The 12,736-nt window shown below is 60.6% G+C and carries 13 protein-coding genes; 12 read left to right on the plus strand and 1 reads right to left on the minus strand.

What is annotated here, in order from left to right:
• Position 1: 1 nt before the first annotated feature.
• The 6 genes from EDD52_RS02140 (at position 2) to EDD52_RS02165 (ending at position 6,135) form a co-directional block, all read left to right on the plus strand.
• On the plus strand, positions 2 to 364 hold the full coding sequence (locus EDD52_RS02140; RefSeq protein ID WP_132241377.1) for a Na+/H+ antiporter subunit C: 363 nt from the start codon (positions 2 to 4) through the stop codon (positions 362 to 364).
• Positions 361 to 1,995, plus strand: coding sequence for a monovalent cation/H+ antiporter subunit D (locus tag EDD52_RS02145; RefSeq protein WP_132241378.1), 1,635 nt, complete (start codon positions 361 to 363; stop codon positions 1,993 to 1,995). Before EDD52_RS02140 ends, EDD52_RS02145 begins: the two co-directional genes overlap by 4 nt.
• A 3-nt stretch (positions 1,996 to 1,998) precedes the next feature.
• On the plus strand, positions 1,999 to 2,490 hold the full coding sequence (locus EDD52_RS02150; protein ID WP_132241379.1) for a Na+/H+ antiporter subunit E: 492 nt from the start codon (positions 1,999 to 2,001) through the stop codon (positions 2,488 to 2,490).
• On the plus strand, positions 2,487 to 2,756 hold the full coding sequence (locus tag EDD52_RS02155) for a K+/H+ antiporter subunit F (RefSeq protein ID WP_132241380.1): 270 nt from the start codon (positions 2,487 to 2,489) through the stop codon (positions 2,754 to 2,756). Before EDD52_RS02150 ends, EDD52_RS02155 begins: the two co-directional genes overlap by 4 nt.
• 8 nt (positions 2,757 to 2,764) lie before the next feature.
• Entirely contained in the window at positions 2,765 to 3,145 is a 381-nt protein-coding gene (locus EDD52_RS02160) for a Na+/H+ antiporter subunit G (RefSeq protein ID WP_132241381.1), read from the plus strand.
• 611 nt (positions 3,146 to 3,756) lie between these two features.
• Positions 3,757 to 6,135, plus strand: coding sequence for a hybrid sensor histidine kinase/response regulator (locus tag EDD52_RS02165; RefSeq protein WP_243651806.1), 2,379 nt, complete (start codon positions 3,757 to 3,759; stop codon positions 6,133 to 6,135).
• Positions 6,136 to 6,189: 54 nt separating this feature from the next.
• Here EDD52_RS02165 and EDD52_RS02170 read toward each other — a convergent pair whose 3' ends face one another.
• Positions 6,190 to 6,699: a MarR family winged helix-turn-helix transcriptional regulator gene (locus EDD52_RS02170; RefSeq protein WP_132241383.1), complete on the minus strand. Its 510-nt coding sequence runs from the start codon at positions 6,697 to 6,699 to the stop codon at positions 6,190 to 6,192.
• 165 nt (positions 6,700 to 6,864) lie between these two features.
• Between EDD52_RS02170 and EDD52_RS02175 the strand changes: the two genes are divergently transcribed.
• From EDD52_RS02175 to fahA, 6 genes are all read left to right on the plus strand, one after another.
• Positions 6,865 to 7,815, plus strand: coding sequence for an MBL fold metallo-hydrolase (locus tag EDD52_RS02175; protein WP_132241384.1), 951 nt, complete (start codon positions 6,865 to 6,867; stop codon positions 7,813 to 7,815).
• 3 nt (positions 7,816 to 7,818) lie between these two features.
• A complete protein-coding gene (locus tag EDD52_RS02180) occupies positions 7,819 to 8,088 on the plus strand; it encodes a hypothetical protein (protein WP_132241385.1) in 270 nt (89 codons plus the stop codon).
• Between the two features lie 75 nt (positions 8,089 to 8,163).
• On the plus strand, positions 8,164 to 9,783 hold the full coding sequence (locus tag EDD52_RS02185; RefSeq protein WP_132241386.1) for an FAD-dependent oxidoreductase: 1,620 nt from the start codon (positions 8,164 to 8,166) through the stop codon (positions 9,781 to 9,783).
• Entirely contained in the window at positions 9,780 to 9,965 is a 186-nt protein-coding gene (locus tag EDD52_RS02190; protein ID WP_132241387.1) for a DUF2783 domain-containing protein, read from the plus strand. The genes EDD52_RS02185 and EDD52_RS02190 overlap by 4 nt, the downstream gene beginning before the upstream one ends.
• Positions 9,966 to 10,022: 57 nt before the next feature.
• Positions 10,023 to 11,378 carry a homogentisate 1,2-dioxygenase gene (gene hmgA / locus EDD52_RS02195; protein WP_132241388.1) on the plus strand — a complete coding sequence of 452 codons (1,356 nt, stop codon included), beginning with the start codon at positions 10,023 to 10,025 and terminating at the stop codon, positions 11,376 to 11,378.
• 43 nt (positions 11,379 to 11,421) lie between these two features.
• Positions 11,422 to 12,672: a fumarylacetoacetase gene (gene fahA / locus EDD52_RS02200; protein ID WP_132241389.1), complete on the plus strand. Its 1,251-nt coding sequence runs from the start codon at positions 11,422 to 11,424 to the stop codon at positions 12,670 to 12,672.
• The last annotated feature ends 64 nt before the right edge of the window (positions 12,673 to 12,736 follow it).

Genomic DNA, 12,736 nt, shown 5'->3' on the forward strand with positions numbered 1-12,736 from the left:
GATGGAGCTTCTTCTGGCCAGTGCAATTGGCGTTCTGACCGCCGGCGGCATCTACCTCGTTCTGCGCCTGCGCAGCTTTCCGGTGATCCTGGGCGTGTCCTTGCTGTCCTATGCGGTGAACCTGTTCCTCTTCGCCTCGGGCAGGTTGGTGGTGAACATGCCCCCGATCCTCAGCGATGACGCGGCGGGCTATACCGATCCGCTGCCGCAGGCGTTGGTGCTGACGGCCATCGTGATTTCCTTCGGCATGTCGGCGGTGGTCGTGATGCTGGCGCTTGGCGCCTACCTGTCGTCGCGAACCGACGAGATCGACATAGACGACCCCGATCCCATCCCCGAAGCAGAGCCGGGAGCCGTCGAATGACCCACTGGATCATTGCCCCCATCGTTCTGCCCGCAGTCATGGCAGCAATCATCGTCATGTCGATGCGCCACCACGTGCTGTTGCAGCGTATATTCAGCATCGCAGGGCTGACCGCCGTGATCGCCATCGCGGCCGGTCTGGCGGTACAAGCCTCCACCGGCGTGATCGAGGTTTATGACCTTGGCAACTGGCCCGCCCCCTTTGGCATCGTGCTGGTGCTGGACCGTCTGTCGGCGATGATGGTGCTGCTGACGGCAGTGCTGGCCCTTGTCGTCACGGTTTATGCGGCCGGAACCGACTGGGACCGGCGCGGCAACCATTTCCATGCGCTGATGCAGTTTCAGGTCATGGGCATCATGGGCGCCTTCCTGACGGGCGACGTGTTCAACCTTTTCGTCTTCTTCGAAGTGTTGCTGATCGCCTCTTACGGGCTGATGATCCACGCGGGCGGCACGCGCCGTTTGCGCGCTGGCCTGCAATATGTGGTGTTCAACCTGCTGGGCTCCACCCTGTTCCTGTTTGCCCTGGGGACGATCTACGCGACGACCGGCACGCTCAACATGGCCGATCTGGCGGTGCGCGTGTCCGAGATCCCGCAAAGCGACATCGCGCTGATCCGGGTGGGAGCAGTGCTGCTGCTGACGGTTTTCGCGATCAAGGCCGCCCTCTTGCCGCTGCACTTCTGGCTACCCGAAACATATGCCGAGGCCCCCGCCCCGGTGACCGCCCTTTTTGCAATCATGACCAAGGTTGGCGCCTACGCGATCCTGCGGGTGTTCACGCTGATCTTCGGGCCGGACCTGCCCGATATCGCCGATGTCGTGGAACCGCTTCTGCTGGGGGCCGCGCTGATCACCATCACCATCGGGATGATCGGCGTTCTTGGGTCCAACCGCCTGGGGCGGCTGGCAGCCTTTGCCGTAATCGGATCGATGGGAACGGTGTTTATCGGGATGTCATCCTTTACACCCGAGACCACCACCGCCACGCTTTACTACATCCTGCACTCGACGCTTTCCACGGCGCTTCTTTTCCTGACCGTCGACATGGTGCGCGAGCGGCGGATGGGCAGTTCCGACGGCTATGCCAGCCTGCCCGCCTTTCGCCAACAGGGGCTGATTGCAGCGCTGTTCTTTGCTGCGGCGATTGCCATGGCGGGCATGCCGCCGCTTTCGGGCTTTGTCGGCAAGCTGCTGATCCTCAAATCCGTCTGGCCACTGCCCGGAGCAGGCCTGATCTGGGCCGTGATCCTCGTCACCTCTCTGATCGCAATTGTCGGTTTTGCCCAAGGCGGCAGCGCGGTGTTCTGGAAAACCAAAGCGCCGGAAGAAAGTGCCGAACCCGCAGACGCGCCCGCTGAGGCCGCCCCGGAACCCGCGCAGGGGCTGGCCTTCACCGCAGCCTTTTCGCTCCTCGCCGGGATTATCCTGCTGACCGTCTTTGCAGGGCCGGTTACCAGCTACCTGAGCGCCACGACCGGGCAGCTGTATCAGCGGCAAGGCTATGTTGACGCGGTGCTGACCGGGCCGGAGCGCGTCGGCGGCGATGCAGGTTACGGCGCAAAGGGACATGGCGACGCCGATGATGGTCATGGTGAAACCGATACCCACGCCACGGAAGAGGGGCACTAAGCGATGTTGCGTAAACTCCTTCCCCACCCGCTGCTGACGCTCACGCTGATCATCGTCTGGCAGATGCTGGTCAACAAGCTGACACCCGGCAACCTGTTGCTTGGGCTGATTTTGGGGCTGGTGATCCCCTTCGTGACGGCAGCTTACTGGCCCAACCGGCCCCGCCTGCGCAACCCGCTGGCAATCATCGAATACACGGCGATCGTGATCTGGGATATTATCGTCGCGAATGTAGAGGTTGCCTATATCATCCTGTTCAAATCCAACGCCAATACCCATCCCGCCTGGGTCACCATCCCGCTGGATTTGCGCACGCCCGAGGCGATCACCGTCCTTGCAGGCACCATCACCCTGACGCCGGGCACGGTATCAAGCGACGTGTCTGCCTGCGGCAAGGCGCTTCTGGTGCATTGCCTCGACGCGCCAGACCCCGATGCCGTGCGCGACCAGATCAAGGACCGTTACGAACGCCGCCTGAAGGAGATTTTCGAATGATCGAATATGCCCTGTTGTTTGCCCTGGCCTGCTATGGCGCGGCCCTGTTGATGAATATCTACCGCATCGTGATCGCCCCCGGCGTTGGCGACCGCGTGCTGGCACTGGACACCTTGGTGATCAATATCATCGCCCTGATTACCCTGTTCGGCATCCACCAAAGCAGCACCATGTATTTCGAGGCATCGCTGATCATCGCGATGACCGGCTTCGTTTCCACCGTCTCCTACACGCGCTTCATGCTGCGTGGCGACATCATCGAGTGAGGCCGGATATGTTTGTGGAAATCCTTATCTCTGCCGGGCTCGTCATCAGTGGCATCTTTGGAATTGTCGGCTCTTTTGGCCTGATCAAGCTGCCCCATCCGATGATGCGTCTGCACGCCCCTACCAAGGCAACCACGCTGGGCGTCGGCGGCGCGCTGATCGCATCAATGCTGTATTTCGGCCTGATCGAGCGCGACCTGTCCTTTCACGAATTGATGATCACCGTGTTCCTGTTTCTGACCGCGCCGATCACCGGACATTTCATTGCCAAGACCCATATCCACCGCAATGAAAACAAGGATAGCCTTCCCGAAACGGGCACGGCGCGTCCCTGGGCCACGTTCGACCATCCTCAGCAAGAGCAGGAGCAGCCGGAACAGCAGTCCTGAGCTGCACATCTGGCACTTCCGCCCCCCCTACCCATGCGGTCCCGATGCAAACCTCGCGGGCCCTTTTTCTCATTACCGGCGCCTTTTCATCACGTTTCGCTAATCTGCAATCGCGATTGGCAATTCAGAAACTCTTCGCAAAACATCCAAGGCGTGGAATTCGTTAATTCCCGCAAGTGCCGATTACGATTATGAAAAAATCGCGCCTTCTTTCACCCTTTCGGAAAAACCCGCCCGGTAACCACATTGCGTTACTCGCCTCTTTGGGAATGAGCGCCTGCGCCATCGGAATTCTGCACAAAAAAGCCCACTTAAGCTGAAAGAATTACCTGCTTCGTTAACAATTCAATCATTCTCTCGGCTGTTGACTTTAATTTCAGACGATAGACACTCAATAGGTACGGGGCCATGCTGAACAGGCGGCCGGGCCCATATTGTGGATTGGTATTGGGGTCAGCTGGATGCTTCTTTGGTTCTTTCATGACTTGGCCCTGCTTCTGCTTTTCGGGTTCAGCGCGTTTGCGTTTTTTTCCACGCTTCCCACCCCGATAGACACCACGCATCGCAATCTATTTGTCGGAATCGGCCTGGGAGTTCTCGGGTTTGTTTTCATGCTCAATCCGGTTGCCTACGACGTGCCACGCCTGTCGATTGATGGCAGATCGGGGCCGCTGATCCTTGCTGGATATCTCGGCGGGCCGATTGCGGCAGGCATTGCCTCGGTCTTCGCAATTGTTGCGCTGATTTTGACGGCAGAGCCCGCCTTGATCGTGAACGGTATCGTTTGTGTCGGACTGGCCTTCGCGGGCGTCGTGATCCCGAAGCGCAGACCAGAGCGGCGCTGGCCCGACCTGTCGCTGCTGGCCATTGCCAAGATCATGCTTGCCTGCTTACTGGCGCAGAGTCTGCTTTTTATCGTCGCTTCCACAGCCGGGCCCATCCAACGGTCTGTCGGGACCATCGCGGTGATTTTCCTCGCTGGGTTGGTCTCCACTGGAATCACGGCCGCCACGCTGAAACTCGCGAAATACTTTGCCCGACGCGTCCGCCGCCCCACCCGGTTCGAGCTTGCGACGCGCTCGGCCGGTCTGGGTGTGTTTGTTGCCGAGGCTGGCGAAGACACGATGTATCTTGACGCGGGCACCATGGCGATCCTCGGAATGGACCGCGACGCCGATATCGTGCCAAATGCGGACTGGCTCGCTCGCGTTCATCCCGACGATGTCGAGGACACGCTTGCCACGTACAAGGCCATTTGGGCGGGCTCACAAGACGTGCCGGAATACGAGTTCCGGATTTGTCGCCCCAATGGCCAGATTGCCTCCGTGCGGACAAACTGGTTCGTGGATAGAGGGCCCGATGGCGATGTCCGCAGGATCATCGGTGTGGCGGCAGACATCACCGACATGAAAGAAGTGCACCGGCAACGCCACGAGGCCGAGACACGCCTTGCCGAAATCGCGAATAACCTGCCGGGCGTTTTGATGAGTTTCGATGTGGACGAGACCGGCGATTTCAGGATCGCCTATGTCTCGGACCAATGCGAGAAGCTGTGGGGGTATACTGCGCAGGATATCGTGGCCGACAAGGAAATCCTGGTGCGCGCGCATGATCCGGATGATCTGGACGATATGCTGGACACAATGCGCCAGTCGGCCAGACAGCTTGTGGGCTTTACCCGTCGGCACAAGATCACGGATCGCGCAGGGAATGTGAAATGGCTGGAAGACCGCGTGGGGACGCCCCGCACTGACGGCAATCTGGTTCATATGGACGGGGTATTTCTGGACGTTACCCGAGAGGTCGAGGCGCAGGCGAAGCTGATCGAGCAAACGGCAATGACGCATCGGGCCCAGAAGCATGACAGCATCGGCCAGCTAACCGGCGGTGTGGCACATGATTTCAACAACCTGCTGGCCGTCGTCTTGGGGAACCTCGAATTGCTGCGGGACGAAATCACGGACGAGGATCAGGTCGAGCTGATCGACAACGCCATTGCCGCAATCTATCGCGGCGCGGACCTCACGCGGAACATGCTGGCTTTCGCGCGCAAGGCGACGCTCGAACCCAAGACCATCGATCTGAACAAGTTTGTGCGCGACACCAAGAATTGGGCGGGCCGGACACTTCCGGCAAATATCCTGATCGAGACATCGCTTCTGGCCGGTCTGTGGCCGGTCAAGGCAGATCCAAGCTCTACCGAGAGCGCGCTTCTGAACCTTATCCTCAATGCGCGCGATGCGATGGAAGGTGGCGGCAAGCTGACCATCGAGACGGCGAATGTGCGCATCGATCAAGCCTATATCGACACAAGAGACGAGGTTCTGAACCCGGGCAGATATGTGATGCTTGCCGTCTCCGATACCGGCCATGGCATCCCCGACGACAAGATCGAACACATCTTCGAGCCGTTCTATTCCACCAAGGCCCCGGGATCCGGCTCCGGTCTGGGCCTGTCGATGGTCGAGGGGTTCATGCGGCAATCGAACGGTACGGTGCAGGTCTATTCAGAGGACGGGGTCGGCACGACCTTCAAGCTCTATTTCCCTGTCCAAACCGACATCGCGTTTGATGCCCCCCTTCCCGCTGCCGATGAAGAGTTCAACAAGGGTCAGGGGCGCAGGCTGCTTGTCGCGGAAGACGAAGCAGAGGTGCTCCGCATTCTTGTCGCGACGCTTGAAAGGGCCGGTTATGTCGTCACCCCGGCCCGGTCGGGCGACGAGGCGAAACGAATTTTTGACGCCGATCCGAATTACGACCTGCTCTTGACCGATATTGTCATGCCCGGGGACCATCAGGGCACAACCCTGTCGCGGGCCCTGCGAGAGATCCGCCCCGATCTTCCCGTCATTTTCATGTCCGGCTATGCCAGCGAGGCGACCGTGCACGGTAACGGTCTGCGCCCCGAAGATATCCGGCTGATGAAGCCGGTCGGGCGCGATGATCTGCTCGCCGCGCTCCGGCTTGCGCTTCGTTCTGACAAGGGCTGACCCGGTACAGCGCGACGCCCGATAATCTGGTGGGCGTGGGCGCGAAGCAAGACGTTACTCGGCGGGCAAGCGCGATGACCCCGAGCTTGGAAGGTCCTTGGCAGAGCGTTTGGGTGCATCGGGATTGAGGTCCAGTTCCCGGTGCAAACGCTCCATCAGCTCTGAAAACTGTTCCCGCTCACCTTCCGAAAGCGCCCCCAGCAGGCGGGCTTCGACGGCCAGTGCCTCGGGGATCAGGGCCTCCAGAACCTTCTGGCCCTCCGGGGTCAAGACGATCTCTACAAGGCGCTGGTCGCGCGCGCTTGTCGCCTTTGCCAGCAGCCCCGCCTCTTCCAGCTTTGCCACCGCGCGGCTGACGCTTGGTTTTTCAAGGTTCACGCAATTGTGGATCTCGCGGATCGAGACCTTTTCAGAGCGCGCGACATGCACCATGACGCGCCATTCGGGCATGGTCAGGCCAAACCGTTCCTCGTAGATCGACGCCAGCAACTTGCTGACCCGCGCGGTAAGAACGGCCAGCCGGTAGGGCAGAAAATCCGAAAGATTGAAGTCTGGGGCAGGCATCGCAGCGGCTTTCAGAGCATTTCGTTTCATATGAAATGATATTGACAAATGGCGTTTTCGCAAGGAAAATCGTTGCAGCTGAAATGACCCGCGCTGAGGGCATGACAACACCCGCGACAGGCAACCGGCGCTGCGTTCGGACTTGCGCATTAGGAGGATCTCGAAATGGCCAAGGCTTTCGCGTCGCAGGGCGACATGAGCGAAAAGAAGATCAGCTTTACCGAGGTGGGCGACGGGCTTTGGGCTTTCACGGCCGAGGGCGATCCCAATAGCGGCGTCATCATCGGCGATGACAGCGTGATGATCGTCGAGGCGCAGGCCACCCCGCGCCTTGCCAACATGGTGATCGAAAAGGTGCGCAGCATCACCGACAAGCCGATCAGCCATGTGGTGCTGACCCATTACCACGCCGTGCGGGTGCTGGGGGCCTCCGCCTACGGTGCCGATCAGATCATCATGGGCGAGCAGGCCCGTGCCATGGTTGTCGAACGCGGACAGGAAGACTGGGACAGCGAATTCCAGCGGTTCCCGCGTCTGTTCGAAGGGCATGAAAGCATTCCCGGCCTCACCTACCCCACGACGACATTCAATGATGCAATGACCATCTATCTTGGCAATCGCCGGGTCGATCTGATGCATCTGGGCCGCGCGCATACGGCAGGCGATATCGTCATCCACGTGCCCGATCAGAACGTCATGTTCACCGGCGACATCGTGGAATATCACAGCGCCTGCTATTGCGGCGACGGGCATTTCAGCGACTGGGGCGAAACGCTCGACAATATCGCGTCATTCGATCTGGACGCCATTGCGCCGGGCCGGGGCGATGCCCTTCTTGGTCGGGACATGGTCAATGCCGCGCTGGAAAACACCCGCGATTTTGTCGAAAGCACCTATATCCCCGCTGCGCGCGTCGCCGCACGGGGCGGCAGCCTGAAAGAGGCATGGGACGCCGTGCGCGCCGAATGCGACCCCAAATTCGCGGACTACGCGATCTACGAACACTGCCTGCCCTTCAACGTCGCCCGCGCCTATGACGAGGCGCGCGGCATCGACACCCCGCGCATCTGGACGGCCCAGCGAGACATCGAGATGTGGGAGGCTTTGCAAGGCTAGCCCATGAATCGCATCATCCATTTCAAAGAGGCCTCGCTGAAAGCGGCAGTCGTGTTAATTCCTTCATACACCGCAGCCATGCTGACAGATAAAATGGTCTGGGTCGTCCCGACACTTGCTGCGTCAAGTTTCTTCGCAGCGACAATTGGGATGACCGCGCAAAGCGTCCGCCAAAGGGTGGACGAAGACGCTAGTGATCACGAGGACACCTCCGAAACTGTGACTGAAGCTAGTGTCACTGAAGCAGTTTCCGAGACTGACACAGGCGACTGATGCAGGATGGCGCGCAAGAGCCCTAGAATATCTACCGGTATGGCACTCGCATACGACGACGGAGGGAGGACCGCGATGACCAAGATATTTGAGACGGCGCTTTACCCCTATGCACGCAGCGCCGATCAGGACGCGGCGATCCCCGTGCGCCACCCGGTCGTTATCATCGGCGCGGGGCCGGTCGGGCTCACGATCGCCATTGATCTTGCCCACAAGGGCGTTCCGGTGGTCGTGCTGGATGACAATGACAGGGTCAGTTCCGGCTCGCGCGCCATCTGTTTTGCCAAGCGCCCGCTGGAAATTCTTGATCGGCTGGGATGTGGCCAGCCCATGGTCGACAAGGGGGTCGTCTGGAACAAGGGCAAGGTCTTTTTCGGCGACCGGCGGATCTACGAATTCAACCTGCAGCCCGAGGATGGCCACCAGCGCCCGGCCTTCATCAACCTGCAGCAATATTACTTCGAACTTCACCTGCTGGAACGCATTCGCGACTTGCAGGCCGAGGGTAAGCAGATTGACCTGCGCGGCGAGAACAAGGTCAGCGCGGTGGGCACCCATGACGATCATGTCACGCTGGAGGTGGATACGCCCGAGGGCCCTTACAATGTCGAGGCCGACTGGCTGATCGCCTGCGACGGTGCGGGCTCTCCCACGCGCAGAATGCTGGGGCTGGATTTCGTCGGTCGGGTGTTCGAGGACAACTTCCTGATCGCAGACGTGGTCATGCAGGCCGATTTCCCGACAGAGCGATGGTTCTGGTTTGATCCCGCGTTCAACAAGGGCCAATCAGCGCTGCTGCACAAGCAACCCGATGGTGTCTGGCGGATTGATCTGCAACTGGGCTGGGACATCGACAAGGCCGAGGAAAAGAAGCCTGAGAACGTCATCCCCCGCCTCAAGGCGATGCTGGGCGAAGAGGTGCATTTCGAACTGGAATGGGTCAGCATTTACACCTTCCAGTGCCGCCGGATGGAGCAGTTTCGCCATGGCCGCGTGCTCTTTGCCGGGGACTCCGCGCATCAGGTGTCGCCCTTCGGGGCGCGCGGCGCGAATTCCGGCGTGCAGGATGCCGACAATCTGGCGTGGAAACTTGCGCTGGTCATCGATGGGACGGCCCCCGTTGCCCTGCTGGACAGCTACGATACCGAGCGCGCCCATGGCGCGGATGAGAACATTCTGAACTCCACCCGCTCTACCGATTTCATCACGCCCAAATCCGAAGCCAGCCGGATCTTTCGCGATGCTGTCCTCGACCTCAGCGAGAAATACGCTTTTGCGCGGCCCTTGGTGAATTCGGGCCGACTGTCAGTGCCGTGCACCTATGATGGTTCTGCTTTGAACAGCGCGGATGCGCTGGACGGACCGGCGCGCAGCCGCCCCGGATCGCCCTGCCCCGACGCCCCGATTGGTGACGGCTTTCTGCTGTCGCGGCTGGGGCAGGATTTCGTATTGCTGACCATCGATGCCGAGGCCCCTGACAAGATCGAGGCAGAGGGCATCCAGGTCCGGAACATTGCGCTATCGGTGGCCGACGACCCTTCGGGACAGCTCAAGGCCCGCTATCTGGGCGACTGCGACAGCGCCGTCTACCTGATCCGCCCGGATCAGCACGTGGCCGCGCGCTTTCCGGCATTTGACAAGGATCGGATCGCCCGCGCCGTGCGCCGGGCACTCGGAATGGAGGTAGAGCCATGAGCGCGTTGAATCTGGACCCGAATATTGACCGCCCCGATGACCTTTATGCCGATCTGCTGGCCGCGCATGAGGGGCTGACGAAAGACGAAAGCGACGCCCTGAATGCCCGGCTGATCCTGATCCTCGCAAACCATATCGGCGACCGCGACGTGCTGAAACAGGCGCTTGCCGCCGCGAAATAGCCGACCCTTAAAGCCACCCGCCTTTGATCTGGCGCCCTTCTCGAACGGAGATGCAAGATGACCAACATGGATGCAAGACCGGTTGTGCAGGCTGACGGCAAGACCATCACGCCGGGGTACATGCCCGGTTTCGGCAATGATTTCGAGACAGAGGCCCTGCCCGGCGCCCTGCCCCAAGGCATGAATAGTCCGCAGAAATGCAATTTCGGTCTTTACGGCGAACAGCTGAGCGGCACGGCCTTCACCGCCCCCAGCCACCAGAACGAGCGCACATGGTGTTACCGGATCCGGCCCTCCGTCAAACATTCGCATCGGTATGAAAAGATCGCGCTGCCCTATTGGAAGACCGCGCCGCATGTCGTGCCGGACGTGACCAGCCTTGGCCAGTATCGCTGGGATCCGGTGCCGCACACGGACGCGCCGCTCACGTGGCTGACAGGCATGCGCACGATGACGACGGCGGGCGATGTGAATACGCAGGTGGGCATGGCCACGCATATCTACCTGGTCAATCAGAGCATGATGGACAGCTATTTCTACTCTGCCGACAGCGAGCTGCTGGTGGTCCCGCAGGAGGGCCGCCTGCGCTTTGCGACAGAGCTGGGGATCATCGACATCGAACCCAAGGAGATCGCAATTCTCCCGCGTGGTCTGGTCTACCGGGTCGAGGTTCTGGAGGGCCCCGCGCGCGGCTTTGTCTGCGAAAATTACGGCCAGAAGTTCGAGCTGCCGGGCCGTGGCCCGATCGGGGCCAATTGCATGGCCAACCCGCGCGACTTCAAGACCCCCGTGGCGGCTTTCGAGGACCGCGAGGTGCCATCGACCGTGACGATCAAATGGTGCGGACAGTTTCACGAGACAAAGATCGGGCATTCCCCGCTGGACGTCGTCGCGTGGCACGGAAATTACGCGCCGGTCAAATATGACATGCGCAACTATTGCCCTGTCGGCGCGATCCTGTTCGATCACCCCGATCCGTCAATCTTCACCGTTCTGACCGCGCCATCCTCGTCGCCGGGCACCGCCAATATCGACTTCGTGCTGTTCCGTGAACGCTGGATGGTGGCAGAGGACACGTTCCGCCCGCCCTGGTACCACAAGAATGTCATGAGCGAGCTGATGGGCAATATCTACGGCCAGTATGACGCAAAGCCCAAAGGGTTCATCCCCGGCGGTATCAGCCTGCACAACATGATGTTGCCGCACGGGCCGGACAGGAATGCGTTCGAGGGCGCGTCGAATGCCAATCTGGGGCCGGACAAGCTCGACAACACCATGTCGTTCATGTTCGAGACCCGGTTCCCCCAGCACCTGACCGAATTCGCCGGGAATGAGGCGCCCCTGCAGGACGATTACATCGACTGCTGGGCCGATCTGGAAAAGAAATTCGATGGCACGCCCGGCAAGAAATGACCCGGATCTGTTGTCCGGCCGCGCCCCCGCTGAAGGAATGACGATGACACAGCTCCTCCGCTCCTGGGTTGAAAGCGCAAATGCAGCAGAGACTGACTTTCCGCTGAACAACCTGCCCTATGGCAGCTTTGTGACTCCCCAGACATCGCGCCGTTGCGGGGTCGCCATCGGATCGCAAATTCTGGATGTCAGTGCTTTGGAACAGGTTGGCCTGCTGGATTTGCCGCAGGACAATGTCTTTGCCGAAGGCACCTGGAATCGTTTCATGGCGCTCGGGCCGCAGCACTGGGCGGAATTCCGGGCCTTCCTGACCGACGCCCTTGGCGACGGATCCCCCCGCCAAGGCGACCTGCAAAAGCATCTTGTTCCGATGGCGCGGGCTGCGATGGAAATGCCGTTCACCGTTACTGAATACACCGATTTTTACGCCGGCCGACATCACGCTTTCAACGTTGGCAGCCTGTTTCGCGACCCGGCCAATGCGTTGCCGCCCAACTGGCTGCACATGCCCATCGGCTATAACGGGCGCGCGTCCTCTGTCGTTGTCAGCGGGACGGACGTGATCCGCCCCAACGGTCAGCTCAAATCCCCCGATATGGACGCCCCCGTCTTCGGGCCCTCCAAACGCTTCGATATGGAGCTGGAGATGGGCGCAATCGTCGGCACCCCTTCAGACGGGCCCATCACCGTTCAGCAGGCCGATGACATGATCTTTGGCTACGTGCTGCTGAACGATTGGTCCGCGCGCGATATTCAAGCGTGGGAATATGCGCCCCTTGGTCCGTTTCAGGCGAAGGCGACCGCCACCACAATCAGCCCGTGGATCGTGACCAAAGCGGCGCTGGAGCCGTTTCGCACCTCCACGCCCCCGCGCGAAAAGGAGCTTTTGCCCTATTTGCGCGAACCCGGCCCGATGCTCTTTGACATCGAGCTGGAGGTCGGCCTGGCGCCCGAGGGTAAGCCCGAGACCATCCTGTCGCGCACCAATTACAGCGAAATGTACTATTCAGCCGCTCAGCAACTGGCCCATCACGCCAGCAGTGGTTGCCCCATGCGTGTAGGGGATCTTCTGGGGTCGGGCACGATCTCTGGCCCGGAAAAGCAAAATCGCGGCAGCCTTCTGGAACTCAGCTGGGGCGGGAGGGAGCCCTTGACGCTGAACAGCGGCGAGACCCGCACCTTTCTGGAAGATGGCGACACGCTGACGCTTCGCGGCGCGGCCAGGGGCGATGGCTTTCGGATCGGATTCGGCGCGTGTCGCGGCAAGATCCTGCCCGCCCGCGACCTGCCCTGACTTCATGTAAGGGCCGCCTGCCGCAAAGGCCGCGCCGACTCAGCAGGCAGGCATGTCACAGGCG

The organism is Primorskyibacter sedentarius, from assembly GCF_004342065.1.
In the GTDB taxonomy this organism is placed as follows: Bacteria; Pseudomonadota; Alphaproteobacteria; order Rhodobacterales; family Rhodobacteraceae; genus Primorskyibacter; species Primorskyibacter sedentarius.